Consider the following 15,544-nt stretch of genomic DNA (forward strand, 5'->3'; position numbering starts at 1 on the left):
GCGGACGGGAACACGACCGGGGTGAATGCTAGTCGCGCCCCCTCTATCCTGGGGGGATGCCAGCCGAGGGATGCCTGTTCTGCGCCATCACGACGGGGGAGCGGCCGGGAGAGGTGGTGTTCTCCGACGAGGTGGCCACCGCCTTCCTGGACATCCGGCCCGTCTTCAAGGGGCACGTCCTGGTCGCCCCCGCCGCGCACGCCGAGACCCTCACCGACCTGCCTCCCACCTCGGTCGGCCCGTTCTTCCAGCGGGTCCAGGCGGTAGCCGCCGCCGTCGAGCGGGGGCTCGGCGCGGGCGGCACGTTCGTCGCGATGAACAACCGGATCAGTCAGAGCGTGCCGCACCTGCACGTCCACGTGGTGCCCCGCAACCGCAAGGACGGCCTGCGCGGCTTCTTCTGGCCCCGGACCGCCTACGACGGCCCAGGGAGGCCGCGTCGTACGCCCTGCGTGTCCGTGAGGCCCTCACGCCTTTCAGCCCCTCGGCGCGGACGTCCTGAAAGCGGTGTTCCTGAAGGGGTCCGGGCCGGTCGGCATGTCTTTGATCTACAAAGTAAAGGCATGGGGAGGGGATCTGATCTCCGTCGGAGGGGCGCCGACCCACGTGCGAGGATAGGGTCCGGGACGTGGAACCCCTCGTCGCCGCGCTGCTCGTAGCCGCCCTGGTGGGCGTCCCGGCCCTGGTGCTGTGGCGCGTGCTGCGCGGCAGGCGCGAGCTGGGCAGCAGCCCGGCCGAGCGCGCCACCTTCGAGACCCTGCACACCGCCTCCCTGGCCGCGCCGCCGCTGCGGGCCGGGCTCACCGAGGCGGGCACCCAGAAGGCCTCGCGGCATCTGCGCGAGCTGCTGGGCTCCCCGGCGCTGGCCATCACCGACGGGCAGCGGCTTCTGGTCTACGACGGCGAGGGGGAGCACCACGCCGCCGAGGCGTTCGCCTACGCGGCCAAGACCCTCGGCGGGGGCCGTACCCAGGTGCTCGGCCCCGAGGTCGTCTCGTGCGACATCCCGGAGTGCCCGATCAGATACGCCGTCGTGGTGCCGCTCACCACGGACGGCCGGGTGGTCGGCTCCCTGGCGGCCTACGGCGGGCACGCCTCGGCCGGCCTGGTCAGGGCCACCCACGAGGTGGCCAGCTGGGTCGACTCCCAGCTGGAGCTGGCCGAGCTCGACCGTTCGCGGACGCGGCTGATGGAGGCCGAGGTCCGCGCGCTGCGCGCGCAGATCTCCCCGCACTTCATCTACAACTCGCTGACGACCATCGCCAGCTTCGTGCGCTCCGACCCCAACCGCTCCCGTGAGCTGCTGCTGGACTTCGCCGACTTCACCCGCTACTCCTTCAGGCGGCACGGGGAGTTCACCACGCTGGCCGAGGAGCTGCGGTCCATCGACCGCTACCTGACCCTGGAACGCGCCAGGTTCGGCGACCAGCTCCAGGTGACGCTGCGGATCGCCCCGGAGGTGCTCGCGGTCGCCGTGCCGTTCCTGTGCCTGCAGCCGCTGGTGGAGAACGCGGTCAGGCACGGCCTGGAGAGCAAGCCGGGCATCGGCCGCATCTCGATCATCGCCGAGGACGCCGGGGCCGAGTGCCGGATCAGCGTGGAGGACGACGGCGTCGGCATGGACCCCGAACGGCTGCGCCGCATTCTGGCCGGGGACGCGGAGGAGCGCTCGGGGACGGGCGGGGTCGGCCTGGCCAACGTGGACGAGCGGTTGCGTCAGGTCTACGGTGACGAGTACGGCCTGGTGGCCGAGACCGGCAAGGGCGCGGGAACCAAGGTGAGCGTCCGTGTGCCGAAGTACCACCCGGGTGTCTCCGCCCACTGAACACCTTTCTGTGGATTCGGCAGGTCAGGAACTGTTGACAGGTGATGTCTGATTCATCACCCTCTAGGGATTCCCCCTCGACGATCCGGAGGAGTGCCCGTGACCGGTCTTCGAGTCCTGGCCGTCGACGACGAACTTCCCGCCCTGGAGGACCTGGCCTACCTGCTGCGGGACGACCCGAGAATCGGAGAGGTCGCGCAGGCGAGGGACGGCGCCGCGGCGCTGCGCGTGCTCGACCGGGCGATCGCCGACGGGCGTCCGATCGACGCCGTCTTCCTCGACATCCGGATGCGCGGCCTGGACGGGGTGGTGCTGGGCAGGCTGCTGTCGCAGTTCGCCAACCCGCCCCGGGTGGTGTTCGTGACCGCCTACGAGGAGCACGCGGTGGACGCCTTCGAGATCAAGGCGGAGGACTACCTGCTCAAGCCCGTCAGGCCCGAACGGCTGGCCGAGGCCGTACGACGGGTGTGCGTGTCGGCCGAGCTGCCGGACGGGGACGGGGCGAGCCGGGCGGGGCCGGGCACGATCCCGGTCGAGCTGGGCGGGGTGACCCGCTTCGTGGCCAGCACCGAGGTGCGCTACGTCGAGGCGCAGGGCGACTACGCGCGCCTGCACACCGCGGGCGGCAGCCACCTGGTCCGCATCTCGCTGGCGACCCTGGAGGAGCGGTGGTCCTCGGCGGGGTTCGTGCGTGTGCACCGCAGCCACCTGGTGGCCGTCAAGCACATCGACGAGCTGCACATCGACTCGGGGCGGTGCGTGGTGCGCGTCTGCGGGACCGAGATCCCGGTCAGCCGCAGGCACACCCGGGAGCTTCGCGACCTGCTGGTCCGCAGGGCGCGCAAGGGCAGGCCCGAGTGAGCAGGGCGGGGGCGGAGCACCCGCGCGGGGACGAGGGCCGCCCGCGCCGCGAGGTGGTGACCAGCCCGCGCACCACGGCCGCCCGCAACCCCCGTTACCCGGTGACCAGGGAGATCGACGAGCAGACCAGCCTCGGCGAGGTCTACATGCGCTCGCTGGTGCGCACCCAGTTCCGGCTCGCCCTGTTCGTGTGCACCGTGCTGGCCTGCGTGGTCGGCGGCCTGCCGCTGCTGTTCCTGCTCGTGCCCGAGCTGCGCGCGGTCCTGGTGCTGGGTGTCCCCCTGCCGTGGGTCGTGCTGGCGGGCGTGATCTACCCGGTCTTCGTCATCGGCGCGTGGCTGTACGTACGGCAGGCGGAGCGCAACGAGCGCCACTTCGCCGACCTGGTGGACCGGGCGGGGTGAACGTCGTCTACGGTGTGGCCGCGGTCGTGCTGGTGATGCTCACCACGGTGCTGATCGGGGCGTTCGGCATCCGCCTGTCCCGCACGACCTCCGACTTCTACGTCGCCTCCCGCACGGTCTCCCCGCTGTGGAACGCCTCCGCGATCGGCGGGGAGTATCTGTCGGCGGCGAGTTTCCTGGGCATCGCGGGGCTGATCCTGCTGTACGGCGCGGACATGCTGTGGCTGCCCGTCGGCTGGACCGGCGGTTACCTGGTGCTGCTGGTCCTGGTCTCGGCGCCGCTGCGCCGTTCCGGCGCCTACACGCTGCCCGACTTCGCCGAGGCGCGTCTGGAGTCGATGGCCGTACGGCGGATGGCCGGGGTGCTGGTCGTGCTGATCGGCTGGCTGTACCTGATGCCGCAGTTCCAGAGCGCGGGGCTGGTGCTGCGGGCCGTCACCGGGGCGCCCGACTGGGCGGGCGGGCTGGTGGTCGCGTGCGTGGTCGGGGTGAACGTGCTGTCGGGCGGTATGCGTTCGATCACGTTCGTGCAGGCCTTCCAGTACTGGCTCAAGCTCACCGCGCTGGCCGTGCCGCTGGTCTTCCTGGTGCTGGCCTGGCGGGCGGACGGCGCGCCCGGCCTGAGCGCGCGGGACGTGGCCACCTGGGCGCTGCCGCTGTCCGGCGGCAGGGAGTACGGCCTCTACTCGACCTACTCGCTGATCCTGGCCACGTTCCTGGGGACCATGGGGCTGCCGCACGTGCTGGTGCGCTTCTACACCAACCCGGACGGGCGGGCGGCGCGCCGTACGACGCTGGCGGTGCTGTCGTTGCTGGGCCTGTTCTATCTGATGCCGGCCCTCTACGGCGCGCTGGGCCGGGTCTACCTGCCGGGGCTGCGGGGCAGTGACATGGTGGTGCTGACGCTGCCGGGGCGGCTCGTCGGGGGCGCCGCGGGCGACCTGCTGACCGCGCTGGTGACGGCGGGGGCCTTCGCGGCGTTCCTGTCCACCTCCTCGGGGCTGACCGTCTCGGTCGCGGGGGTCATCGGGCAGGACATCCTGCGGGGCGGGGTCCGCTCCTTCCGTGTCGCGGCGGTGGTCGCGGTCGCCGTACCGCTGGTGCTCGCCTCGTCGGCGCGTTCGCTGCCGGTCGCCGACGTGGTCGGGCTCGCCTTCGCGGTCTCGGCCTCCTCCTTCTGCCCGCTGCTGGTGCTGGGCATCTGGTGGCGGCGCCTGACGCCGCCGGGGGCGATGGCGGGGCTGGTCGTCGGCGGCGGCCTGGCCTGCGGGGCGGTGCTGCTGACGATCGGGGAGGGGCCGCACACCGGGCTCGCCGGGGCGTTGCTGGCCCAGCCCGCGGCGTGGTCGGTGCCGGTCGCGTTCACCGTCATGGTCGTGGTCTCGTTGCTGACCAGAAGCCGTATCCCGCCCGGTGTGGCCAGGACGATGGTCCGCCTGCACACGCCGGAGACGCTGGATCTCAACCGGGGTGACTGGCGCCCCCGCTCTACTTGACAATGATCTATGACTTATGTCGAAATGGCCTGTAATATAAGGACATTTCTGTTATTCGAGTGACAACAGGAGCGTGCGATGGGCAACAGCAACTCCAACGGCCAGTCGCTTCTCAAACCGGACGGGTTCCAGCTGGAGGACAACTTCTCGGTGACCCTGTCCGAAAGGGTGCTCCTCGACGAGTTCTTCACCGTCCGGTTCGCTCCCGGAACCCTCTGACGACGATGGCGCGCGCCCAGCGCGAGCGCGGCACCGGCCTGACCGGCGCGCTCGCCGTCATCGAGTCCGTACTCGCCGACCGTGGGCTCTCGGCCGAGCTGGTCTCGGCGGGGTCGGCGGAGTTCCCCGTGCACCGCTGCACCGTGCGCGACCCCGAGGGCCGCGCGGTCACCGCCTCCCTCGGCAAGGGAGCCGGCGCCCAGAGCACGGTCAGCGCGCTGTTCGAGGCCTGGCAGCACCTCCAGCACGAGGAGGGGCAGGCGGCGCTCGCCCACGACAGCGGGCGGGTGCGGGCCATCCCGGTCGGGACGGTGGTCTCCCAGCCGGAGCTGCGCGGTGAGGAGATGATCCAGCGCCTGGCCCGCGACTACCCGGACGCCGGTCTCGCCTGCCTGCGCGCCGAGCCGCTGAGCCCGGGACGGTCCCCGGTGTGGTATCCGGCCTTCTCCCGCTCGCCCTCCTGCCGCAGTCACCCGATCCCCGGGGACGACCTGCGCTACGAGCCCTACCTGCGCTACGCCTACGACAACGGCACCGCGGCCGGGGTCAGCGAGCAGGACGCCCTCCTGCACGGCCTGCTGGAGGTCGTCGAACGGGACGCGCTGTCCCACGCGCTCCTCGACTGGTACCTCGGCGGGAGGTCGAGACTGTCCGCGCTCGACCCGGAGAGTCTCCCGCCCGACCTGCGGCGCCTGCACGATGAGGCCGCGACCTATCTGGGAGCGCTCCCCATCATCATCGACATCACCTCCGACCTGGGCATCCCCGTCTACTGCGCGCTCCCCTCCCGGGCCGGGCCGTACCCGGGGGTGATCGGCTCCGGCGCCTCCCTCGACCCGGAGTACGCCGTCGAGCGGGCGCTGACCGAGGTGGTCCAGTCGTCGTTCAACCTCTCCCTCGGTGTCGACCTGACCCTGGGCCGCAGGCTGGAGAGCCTGCGGCGCTGGCCGCTGCTCGAACGCTGCGCCCGGCTCGACCCCGCCCCGCTGCTCGACCGTGTCGTCTTCGACGCGAAGCTGCCCGAGGCCGGTCCCGAGGACGGCGGGCAGGGCGTCGGCGAGCAGATCGCCGCGATCCTGCGGACGCTCGGGCACGCCGGGTTCGGGGCCTACTCCTTCCGGTGGAACCCGGAGCACGACAGGTGCCCGGTGCTCACCGTGATCGTCCCCGGCCTTGAGGCGTTCTCCATGGTGCACAGCGCGGTGCCCGTCCTGCCCACCGGCAGGGCCCTGCGGCGCCTGGCGGGCCGCCGCTGACGGGCTCACCCGGCCGCTCGGCGCACGGAAAGGACCTTTCACCGCACACCATCACCAACTTGCCGCGACACGACGCCACCTGGGCGAAGAGCCTCTCGGCGGTACTCCACGCGGGGTACCGTCCCCTCCTACGTTATCCGTGATCCACATCACATATGCGGGAGGTCCGATGACCGCCGGGCGTAAGGAACCATCGGTGTACGAACGGATAGAGGGTGAGGAGGGCTTCCAGGAGCTCAGACGGCGCTTCCGGTCCTGGGCCTTCCCGATGACCGCGGCCTTCTTCGCCTGGTACCTGCTGTACGTGGTGCTGTCCGGGTGGGCGCGTGACTTCATGGGCGTCAAACTCTTCGGCAACGTCAACGTGGCGCTGATCCTCGGCCTGCTCCAGTTCGTCTCGACCTTCTGGATCGCCTGGGCCTACTCCCGCTACGCCGAGCGCAGGTTGGACCCGCTGGCCGAGGAGCTCCGCCGTGAGGCCGAGCGTGAGAGGGAGGCGGCGTGAGCCACCAGACGCTCTCCACGGCACTGTTCCTGGTCTTCGTCGCGGCGACGCTGGGCATCACCTTCTGGGCCAGCCGCAACACCAAGGACGCCGCCGACTTCTACGCGGGCGGGCGCTCCTTCAGCGGCCTGCAGAACGGCCTGGCGATCGGCGGCGACTACATGTCGGCCGCCAGCTTCCTCGGCATCGCGGGCATCATCGCCCTGTCCGGCTACGACGGCTTCCTGTACTCGATCGGCTTCCTGGTCGCCTGGCTGGTCGCGCTGCTGCTGGTCGCCGAGCTGATGCGCAACTCCGGCAAGTACACCATGGCCGACGTGCTGGCCTTCCGGATGAGCCCGCGCCCGGTCCGCACGGCCGCGGGCGTGTCGACCATCACCGTCTCGATCTTCTACCTGCTGGCCCAGATGGTCGGCGCGGGCGCGCTGGTCGGCCTGCTGCTCGGCATCACCTCCTCGACGGGCAAGGCGCTGACGATCGTCGGCGTCGGCCTGCTGATGGTCATCTACGTGGTCGTCGGCGGGATGAAGGGCACCACCTGGGTGCAGATCGTCAAGGCCGTGCTGCTGATGACCGGCGCGGCCCTGGTCACCCTGCTGGTGCTCGGCCGGTACGGCTTCAACATCTCCGGGCTGCTCGGCTCCGCCGCCACGGGCAGCGGTAAGGGCGACGCCTTCCTCATCCCCGGCCTGAAGTACGGCACCGCCGCCCAGGGCCTGGCCGGGAAGATCGACCTGATCAGTCTCGGCCTGGCGCTGGTGCTCGGCACCGCCGGCCTGCCGCACATCCTGATCCGCTTCTACACCGTCCCCACCGCCAAGGAGGCCCGCAAGTCGGTCCTGTGGGGCATCGGCATCATCGGCGTCTTCTACCTGCTGACCCTCGTGCTCGGCTTCGGCGCGGCGGCGATGGTCGGCGGCGAGGCGATCGCCGGGCAGGACAAGGCGGGCAACACCGCGGCGCCACAGCTCGCCGAGGCGGTCGGCAGAGCCGTCTTCGGCGAGGTCGGCGGCACGATCCTGCTCGCGGTCATCGCCGCCGTCGCCTTCGCGACCATCCTGGCCGTCGTCGCCGGTCTGACGCTGGCCTCCTCCTCCAGCTTCGCCCACGACCTGTACGCCCACGTGTTCAAGCGCGGCAAGGTCACCGAGGGGGAGGAGATCCTGGTCGCCAGGATCTCGGCCTTCGTCATCGGCGCGGTCGCCATCGGGCTCGGCATCCTCGCCCAAGGGCAGAACGTGGCCTTCCTGGTCTCGCTGGCCTTCGCGGTCGCCGCCTCGGCCAACCTGCCCGCCATCCTCTACAGCCTGTTCTGGCGGCGCTTCAACACCGCGGGGGCGGTCTCGGCCATCTACGGCGGCCTGCTGTCGGCCCTGATCCTGGTGATCTTCTCCCCGGTCGTCTCGGGAGGCGCCACCTCGCTGTTCCCCGGCGCCCACTTCGCCTGGTTCCCGCTGAGCAACCCCGGCATCGTCTCGATCCCCCTGGGCTTCCTGGCGGGCTACGTGGGCGCGCGGCTCAGCAAGGAGTACAACCCGGGCAAGTACGCCGAGATCGAGGTCCGCTCGCTCACCGGCATCGGCGCCGAGCAGGCCGTACGGCACTAGGAACGGCACCGGATAACGTCCGGGCACCGGTGGGCGGGGGCCCGTCGGTGCCCGGATTCTCATCGTGAGGCCTCATCCAGCAGGGCCAGCTCCTCCTCGCCCAGCTTCAGATCGGCGACGGCGAGCAGCTGCTCCAGCTGCTCCACGGTGCGGGCGCTGGCGATCGGGGCCGCGACCGTCGGCTGGGCGGCCAGCCAGGCCAGAGCCACCGTCGCCTGGGCCACCCCACGCTCCGCGGACACCCTGTCCAGCGCGTCCAGCACCCTGAGGGCACGCTCGGAGGCCAGGTACGGCGTCGCCCCGCCCGCGCGGGCGCTGCGCACCTCGACACCGGGACGGTACTTCCCGGTCAGGAACCCCCTGGCCAGCCCGAAGTACGGCGTGCTGACCAGGCCGTTGGCGGCGACCACCTCGCGCAGCCCGCCCTCGTAGTCGCGTTCGAGCAGGTTGTAGTGCTGCTGCAGAGCGACATAACGGGCAAGGCCCTCCCGCTCGGAGATCGCCAGTGCCTCGGTGAGCCGCTCGGCCCCGTAGTTCGAGGCCCCGATGTCGCGAACCTTGCCCTCGCGCACCAGGGCGTCGAACGCGCCGAGGGTCTCCTCAAGCGGCGTCTCCTGGTCGTCGACGTGCGCCCAGTACAGGTCGATGTGGTCGGTCCGCAGCCGCCGCAGCGAGTCCTCGACGGCCAGGCGGATGTTCGCCGCCGACAGGCCGGCCCGGCCGCTCATCGCGCCGACCTTCGTCGCGATCACCATCCGGTCGCGGTTGCCCCGGGACTCGAGCCACTCGCCCAGGACGGTCTCCGACTCGCCCCCGGAATGACCCGGGATCCACTCGGAGTACACGTCGGCGGTGTCGACGAAGTTCCCGCCCGCCTCGGCGTAGGCGTCCAGGACGGCGAAGGAGGCGTCACGGTCCGCGGTCCAGCCGAAGACGTTGCCGCCGAGACAGACGGGGAAGAGGCTCAGTTCGGAGAAGGTCATGCTGATCAGGGTAGGCGTCCGGTGATCACGGACCGCACCGGGCACCCTTTGGCGACGGTCCGGAAACGGTCGCGAAGGGCGACGGCGGGTGAGCGGGGAACCGATGAGGGGACGCTTTCCCCGCGGTAGGGAAACCAGCGGGAAACCGGCATGGAAAACCGCGCCACCAGGCGGTTATCGTCTGGCTGTGGGCAGCCTCAGACCGCGCTCCGGCGACGCCCCGGGCCCGGACGCGCGCACACGCATCCTCGACGCCGCGGAGAAACTGTTCGCGGGCGGCGGCTACGAGGCCACGCCGACCGCGGCGATCGCCCGCCTGGCCCGGGTGCCGAAGGGGCTCGTCTTCCACTACTTCCCCAGGAAGATCGACGTGCTGGTCGCACTGGTCGACGAGCGCACACTCGTCGAGGAGACCCCCGAGGTCGAGGCCGTCCCCGGCGACGCGGCCAAGAGCCTGTCCCGGCTGGCCCGCCGCCTGCCGCTGCGGGCCTCCCCGGCGATGCGGCGCATCCTGTTCCGCGAGGCCGACACCCACGGCTCGGTCCGCGACCGGCTCGGCAGGCTGAACGGGGAGATCGTCAGGCGCGCCAGGTTCGCCCTGGAGCTGGCGCTGCCCACCCCGCGCGGCGACGCGGCCCGGCTTGAGGTCGCGGCGGTCACCTTCGCCGCCGTGCTGCTGCACCAGGAGAACCTCTGCCAGCTCACCGGCCACCACATCGACCCCGACGCCGTCGCCGAACTGATCGCCCACGCCCTGGGATGAGGACGGTCAGGAGCGCGGATCCAGCGCGGCCAGCTCCTCCATCGCCTCCCGCAGGTGGTCCATCAGCCGCCACACGTCCTTCACCCGATCCGGGCAGGCAAGGACCCCGAAGTCCAGCGACCCGTCGTAGGAGAAGCAGGTGATGTTGAGGCCGCCGCTCATGTCGCTCAGCGCCGAGACCGGATGATAGGCCAGCAGCCGGGCCCCGCACAGATAGAGCGGCAGCTGGGGACCGGGCACGTTCGACACGATCAGGTTGATCGGCGGCAGCGTGACCGAGGCCAGCCGGGAGATCGCCGGGGTCGCCACCGAGGTGAGGACCGTGGGCAGCAGCGTGGAGAGCCCGTCGAGCCAGGTGGCCGGTGACTCGGCGAACCGGCGCTTGGCCACGCGCATCGTCGCGCCCATGGCCCGCAGCCGCTCCAGCGGGTCGGCCACGTCCGTCGGCAGCTGGGTGACCATGACGGACAGCCGGTTGCCGACCACGTCTCCGGCCCGCGCGGCGGCCGTACGGACCGAGACCGGGACCGCGGCGACCAGCGGCCGGTCGGGCAGCGCGTGGTGCTCGCGCAGCCAGGAACGCAGCGCCGAGGCGCACACCGTCATGACCACGTCGTTGACGCTGAGGCCGAAGGACTTGGCGACGTGCCTGACCTCGGTGAGCGGGATCGAGCCGTAGGCGAGACGCCGCTTGGCGCTGATCGGGCCGTTGAACGGCGTGCGGGGAGCGGTCAGCGGCGGCAGCTCGGGCAGTTCCGCCTGGTTCCCGGCGATCGTCCTGGCGGTCTCCGCGACCGCCCGCGCGCCGGGCAGCGCCGAGACCCCCGGTATCGCGTCGAGGTCGGTCATCATCCGGCCGAGCGCGCGCAGCGCCCTGCCCGGGTACGTCACCGACCTGCCCGCCGCGGCGGTGAGCATGGCCAGCGGCCCCAGCGTCTCCTCGCCCTCCGGTACGGCGAGCGTCCCCTGACCGGGGGCGGCCTCGGCCTCGGGGGTCCTGGAGGCCCCGTGAGCCCTGTGAGCCTTGGGGGTCTTGGGAGCCTTTGAGGTTTCGGGGGCCTCGGGGGTGAGGTCGAGCATGGCGGCCAGGGTCTCCGCGCCGGTGACCCCGTCCAGGGCGCAGTGGTGGATCTTGGCGTAGAGCGCGACCCGCCCCCCGGCCAGTCCGTGGATGAGACACATCTCCCACAGCGGGCGGCCGCGGTCGAGGCGCCGTTCGTGGAGCCTGGCGACCTTCCTGGCGAGCTGCCTGTCGTCCCCGGGCGCGGGGAGGGTCAGCTCGCGGACGTGGCCGGCGACGTCGAGGTCGGCGACCTCCTCCCAGTACGGCCTGCCGAGGCCGAAGGGCACCTCGGCCAGGCGCAGGCTCAGCACGGGCGCCAGGTGCAGTCGTTCCCTGAGCCGGTCGACCAGCGCCTCCCTGGTCAGCGTGCCCCCCGGGCACCCCGCCGGGTCGAGGATCGCCAGCCCGGCGACATGGGTCGTGGTCGTCGGCGTCTCGGCGTGCAGGAACTGTGCGTCGAGGGCGGTCAGCTGGCGCATCGGTCGGACCTTCTCACGGAAAACAGACTGTTCACGTCCATCATCGCCCCGCTTCGCCCCGGGGCCTCAGGACGCCCCCGCTCTTCACCACACTAAATACGCATGCCGTACAGGAAGGGCGTTCCATCCCACCCGGTCAGGTAAGGGTTGCGCACGCGAACGGCATGAAGCGCCGCGGATCATGGACGCAGAAGGTCCAGCAGCCGTTCGACCGGCCAGGTGTTGACCACGTCCTCGGCGGTCAGCCAGGCGCGCTGCGCGACGCCGACCCCGAAACGCTGGTTGTCCAGGTGGGGCACGGCGTGGGCGTCGCTGTCGATCGAGAAGCGCACCCCGTGGTGGCGCGCCAGCCGTACCAGGTCCGAGGGCAGGTCGGAACGGTCGGGGAAGGAGTCGATCTCCATCACGGTCCCGGTGCGGGCCGCGGCGCGGAACACCTCGTCCCAGTCGGCGTCGACGGGAGGGCGCCTGCCGATCCGGCGCGTCGTCGGATGGCCGATCACGTGGACGTGCGGGTTCTCGCAGGCGGTGACGAACCGCCTGGTCATCTCCTCCCGCGACTGGGTGAAGTGGGAGTGCACGCTCGCCACGCACACGTCGAAGCCCGCGAGCACCTCGGCGGGCCAGTCGACCGAGCCGTCCGGGGCGATGTTGAGCTCGGTGCCGTGCAGCAGCCGCATGTCCGGATAGTCCTCCTGGAGCCGCCGCAGCCGCTCACGCTGCTCCAGGGCCTTGTCCAGGGTCATCCGCTGCATCGCCAGGTCGGGGGCGTGGTCGGTCACCGCGTAGTAGGAGTGGCCGCGCGCGTGGGCGGCGGCGACCATCTCCTCAAGCGAGGCGATGCCGTCGGTCAGGTCGGTGTGGGTGTGCAGGTCGCCCCGCAGGTCGCGCTCGGTGACCAGGACGGGCAGCCCGTCCCTGAGCGCGGCGTCGATCTCACCGCCGTCCTCCCGCAGCACCGGGGGAATCCACGCCATGCCCAGCGCCCGGTAGACGTCCTCCTCGTGCTCGGCGGCGATCACCCGGCCACCGTCGAACAGGCCGTACTCGGAGAGCTTCCAGCCCCTCTTCACCACGATCTCGCGCAGGTGCACGTTGTGCTCCTTCGAGCCGGTGAAGTACTGCATCGCCGCGCCCCACGACTCCGCGGGAACCAGGCGCAGATCGACCTGGAGCCCCTCGTGGGTGCGCACCGAGGTCTTCTTCTCGCCCGAGGCGATGACCTCCGCCACGTACGGCTGCGCCCTGAAGACCTCCATGAGGCTCTCCGGCCCGACCGCCAGGATGTCCACGTCGCCGACGGTGTCCCTCATCCGGCGCAGCGACCCGGCGTAGGCGATCCGCTCGGCGGGCAGTGAGGCGATGATCCGCTCGGCCAGCTCCATGGCCACGCCGATGTGCACCCGCCTGCTCGCCACCTCAAGCTGCTCGATCCCCCTGAGGAGGTTCTCCTCGGTCTTGGGCCCGAAGCCCCGCACCCCCCGCAGCCGTCCCTGCCCGATGGCCTCGGCGAGCGCCTCCGGGGAGTCGATCCCGAGCTCCTGGAACAGGAAGACCGCCTTCTTCGGGCCGAGGGAGGCGATCCGGGTCAGCCGCCGCACCCCCTCGGGAATCCGCGCCCGCAGCTCGTCGAGCTGGCGGAAGCCGCCCCGTTCGAGGTACTCCTCGACCTTGCCCGCGATCGCCGCGCCGACGCCGGGCACGTTCCTGACCGGGGTGGCCGCGATGTCCTCGGGAAACCCGGCGATCGCCTTGGCCGCCTTCTGGTAGCTGCGCACCCGGAAGGCGTCGCCGCCCGCCATCGCGAACAGCTCGGCGTACTCCTCAAGGGCCGCCGCCACGGCGTCGTTAGCTCGTGCCATGACAGAAGCCTAGATCTCCCGTGGCTACGCCACGGGCGCACCGCCGATGGCGCACGCCCGGCACGGGGGCCGCCCGCAGGTGCACTGCGTGATGGCGCCCAGGACGTCGTGGTCGTGGTAGAGGCACCGGTCCCGGCAGGTGTGGCGCGGGATGAACCCCGCCTGGATCTCGTCCGGCCAGGGCTCCTCGCCGTCACGGCAGCGCAGGAACAGCTCGGGGTCGGCCACGTGCAGGTCCTCCATGCTCGCCCTGGCCTGGCTCTCCAGCCCCCGGGCCTGCACGGTCACGGCCTTGAGCTGCTCGGCGAGACCGGAGTAGCGCTCGTCGCCGGTCCGCACGTGCGCGGCCCGCAGCGCCATCACCGCGTTGCCCAGGAAGCGGGTCGCGTCCTGCAGGTCGGTGGTGTGGTGCATCTGGACGCCGGTGACACCCCGCACCCAGACGGCGTCATTGTTCATGAAAGAACCTTTCCACTTTCGTCTGGGTGCCAGCATAACCGGGCCTTTGTGTTTTCTTGGTGCCGCGACGACATTCTTTACGGTAGGTCTCGGGGTGCGGCCGCCATTCGATCACCGAAGCCCCTGTTTTTCGCGCGTGGGCCGTTGAACTGGGGAGACGATTGGTTCCGATCGGCCGGGCCGTCCTCGTCGAGGAATTCGCGATCATTTTTGGGAAGGCCCGGCAGGGAAATGATCCTTCTCCCGGCGAGGGTTTCACCCCCTGGTGTAACGGTGCTTTCCGCCCGGCGGGAAGTACTCCGGGTCGCCCTTCTCCCTCAGGGAGACGACCGGGTGCCGCCGCGCCGGGGGCACGTACGCGGCGAACTCGCTGTTGAGGCGCAGCAACTGGGCCAGGATCGACTCGCCGACCAGGCGCTCCGTCTCCGCCGAGCCGCGCACCCCGGCCGCCAGCTCGACCGCGACGGCCAGCCGCCGGTCGTGCCCGGCGTCCTCGGTCACCTCAAGGACGAACCTGCCCGTCACCAGGGAGCTGACCTGCGGCTGTTCGAGTCCGGCCGAGATGTTCTCCGGATAGACGTTCGCGCCGTAGTAGGAGACCGTGAAGTGACTGCGGCCGAAGACGTAGGCGAACGGCAGACGCGGCTCCGCCGAGGTCGGGCGGAAGCCGTGCCCGGCCAGGAAGCCGAGCATCCGGTCATGGGGGACCAGGCCGCCCTCGTCGGCGATGTGGTAGCGGACGAGCGGGACGCCGTTGTCGCCGGAGAACAACAGGGTCCCCTCGTGCTCCTCGAAGAAACGCACGGCCGGGTCGTACTGCAGGAGGGTCGGCAGCCGCTGCCGGCCGAACAGCTCCTCGGCCACCTCGGGGCGCTCGGCCAGGAAACGGCGGATGCGGATGGACAGCGGCGTCTCGTTGCCGAGCACCCCGGCGTCCGCGGTGCCGTACAGGGAGGCGGTGTCGAGCGCGGGGTCGGTCATCCCCGCCCGTTCGGCGACCAGGGTGCGCCACTGCTCGCTGAACACCTCCCCGGCGGTGACCAGCTTGATCGAGTAGTCGGCCCAGGGCACCCCCTCGGCGATCCCGGCGTCGATGACGTCCTTGAGGAAGGGGGGATAGCCGAGCAGCACGACCTGGTCGAAGTGCGGGGCCAGCTCGGGGATCACCCGCAGGATCTCCCGCCGGTCGCTGCCGGGCGCGACGCAGGTGATCGGATACCCCCTGGCGGCCAGGTGACGGCAGCAGGCCAGGGTGAACAGGCCGCCGACCCAGGTGCCGAGCGCGAAGCAGACGACCGCCAGCGTACGGCGCCCCGCCGCCCCGAAGGCGTCCCTGAAGACCTCCTCGAAGCGTTCGGAGATCACCTGCTCGTCGGCGACGGAACGCGGCCAGAACGACGGCGTCCCCGTCGACCCCGACGAGACCGAGATCATGTCCCCGACCACGCCGTCCCGGCACAGCTCGGGCAGGGGATAGCGGCGGGTGTAGGTGTCCTTGCTGGTCAGCGGCAGCCGTACGAAATCATCAAATGTCTTGATAAGGGCGGGATCGATGTCCCGCTCCCTGAGGAACGCGCCATAGGCGGGCACCGACGCCGCCACCCGATGAAACAACTCGATCACGCGGTCACGAGGGTCCATCGCTCGACTGTACGGTCCGGCGCCCCGGCCGGGCGAGCACCCGGCCGGACGGTCCGCCACCCGCTCAGGCGGGCACCCGCCGGACGGGCCGGTACCCCTCAGACGGGCACCGGCCAGAGGC

The 15,544-nt window shown here is 71.2% G+C and carries 15 protein-coding genes; 10 read left to right on the forward strand and 5 right to left on the reverse strand.

Annotated features, from left to right (window positions below; genetic code table 11):
• Positions 1 to 56 precede the first annotated feature (56 nt).
• The 9 genes from ABT340_RS16445 (at position 57) to ABT340_RS16485 (ending at position 8,173) form a co-directional block, all read left to right on the forward strand.
• A complete protein-coding gene (locus tag ABT340_RS16445; protein WP_352011579.1) occupies positions 57 to 659 on the forward strand; it encodes an HIT family protein in 603 nt (200 codons plus the stop codon).
• Entirely contained in the window at positions 629 to 1,825 is a 1,197-nt protein-coding gene (locus ABT340_RS16450) for a sensor histidine kinase (protein ID WP_352011580.1), read from the forward strand. Before ABT340_RS16445 ends, ABT340_RS16450 begins: the two co-directional genes overlap by 31 nt.
• Positions 1,826 to 1,924: 99 nt before the next feature.
• Positions 1,925 to 2,686 carry a LytR/AlgR family response regulator transcription factor gene (locus tag ABT340_RS16455; protein ID WP_352011581.1) on the forward strand — a complete coding sequence of 254 codons (762 nt, stop codon included), beginning with the start codon at positions 1,925 to 1,927 and terminating at the stop codon, positions 2,684 to 2,686.
• Positions 2,683 to 3,090: a DUF485 domain-containing protein gene (locus tag ABT340_RS16460; protein ID WP_352011582.1), complete on the forward strand. Its 408-nt coding sequence runs from the start codon at positions 2,683 to 2,685 to the stop codon at positions 3,088 to 3,090. The genes ABT340_RS16455 and ABT340_RS16460 overlap by 4 nt, the downstream gene beginning before the upstream one ends.
• Positions 3,091 to 3,125: 35 nt before the next feature.
• Positions 3,126 to 4,586 carry a sodium/solute symporter gene (locus ABT340_RS16465; protein WP_502992512.1) on the forward strand — a complete coding sequence of 487 codons (1,461 nt, stop codon included), beginning with the start codon at positions 3,126 to 3,128 and terminating at the stop codon, positions 4,584 to 4,586.
• 78 nt (positions 4,587 to 4,664) lie between these two features.
• Entirely contained in the window at positions 4,665 to 4,805 is a 141-nt protein-coding gene (locus ABT340_RS16470) for a hypothetical protein (RefSeq protein WP_352011584.1), read from the forward strand.
• A 5-nt stretch (positions 4,806 to 4,810) separates the two neighbouring features.
• A complete protein-coding gene (locus tag ABT340_RS16475) occupies positions 4,811 to 6,061 on the forward strand; it encodes a YcaO-like family protein (RefSeq protein WP_352011585.1) in 1,251 nt (416 codons plus the stop codon).
• 196 nt (positions 6,062 to 6,257) lie between these two features.
• Positions 6,258 to 6,566, forward strand: a complete 309-nt coding sequence (locus ABT340_RS16480; RefSeq protein ID WP_386194638.1) for a DUF485 domain-containing protein — start codon at positions 6,258 to 6,260, stop codon at positions 6,564 to 6,566.
• On the forward strand, positions 6,563 to 8,173 hold the full coding sequence (locus tag ABT340_RS16485) for a monocarboxylic acid transporter (RefSeq protein ID WP_352011587.1): 1,611 nt from the start codon (positions 6,563 to 6,565) through the stop codon (positions 8,171 to 8,173). The genes ABT340_RS16480 and ABT340_RS16485 overlap by 4 nt, the downstream gene beginning before the upstream one ends.
• Before the next feature lie 59 nt (positions 8,174 to 8,232).
• Here ABT340_RS16485 and ABT340_RS16490 read toward each other — a convergent pair whose 3' ends face one another.
• Positions 8,233 to 9,156, reverse strand: a complete 924-nt coding sequence (locus tag ABT340_RS16490; RefSeq protein WP_352011588.1) for an aldo/keto reductase — start codon at positions 9,154 to 9,156, stop codon at positions 8,233 to 8,235.
• A 187-nt stretch (positions 9,157 to 9,343) separates the two neighbouring features.
• Between ABT340_RS16490 and ABT340_RS16495 the strand changes: the two genes are divergently transcribed.
• Positions 9,344 to 9,919 carry a TetR/AcrR family transcriptional regulator gene (locus ABT340_RS16495; protein WP_352011589.1) on the forward strand — a complete coding sequence of 192 codons (576 nt, stop codon included), beginning with the start codon at positions 9,344 to 9,346 and terminating at the stop codon, positions 9,917 to 9,919.
• Positions 9,920 to 9,925: 6 nt separating this feature from the next.
• Here ABT340_RS16495 and ABT340_RS16500 read toward each other — a convergent pair whose 3' ends face one another.
• The 4 genes from ABT340_RS16500 to ABT340_RS16515 all read right to left on the reverse strand — a co-directional run bounded on the left by ABT340_RS16500 (position 9,926) and on the right by ABT340_RS16515 (position 15,423).
• Complete coding sequence (locus ABT340_RS16500) at positions 9,926 to 11,461, reverse strand: WS/DGAT/MGAT family O-acyltransferase (RefSeq protein ID WP_352011590.1); 1,536 nt, start codon at positions 11,459 to 11,461, stop codon at positions 9,926 to 9,928.
• A gap of 179 nt (positions 11,462 to 11,640) precedes the next feature.
• Positions 11,641 to 13,323, reverse strand: coding sequence for a DNA polymerase/3'-5' exonuclease PolX (gene polX / locus ABT340_RS16505; protein ID WP_352011591.1), 1,683 nt, complete (start codon positions 13,321 to 13,323; stop codon positions 11,641 to 11,643).
• 24 nt (positions 13,324 to 13,347) lie between these two features.
• Positions 13,348 to 13,782 carry a hypothetical protein gene (locus tag ABT340_RS16510; RefSeq protein ID WP_352011592.1) on the reverse strand — a complete coding sequence of 145 codons (435 nt, stop codon included), beginning with the start codon at positions 13,780 to 13,782 and terminating at the stop codon, positions 13,348 to 13,350.
• A 255-nt stretch (positions 13,783 to 14,037) separates the two neighbouring features.
• Positions 14,038 to 15,423, reverse strand: a complete 1,386-nt coding sequence (locus ABT340_RS16515; RefSeq protein WP_352011593.1) for a phenylacetate--CoA ligase family protein — start codon at positions 15,421 to 15,423, stop codon at positions 14,038 to 14,040.
• Positions 15,424 to 15,544 lie beyond the last annotated feature (121 nt).

The organism is Streptosporangium sp. NPDC000239 (assembly GCF_040300765.1).
Lineage (GTDB): Bacteria > Actinomycetota > Actinomycetes > Streptosporangiales > Streptosporangiaceae > Streptosporangium.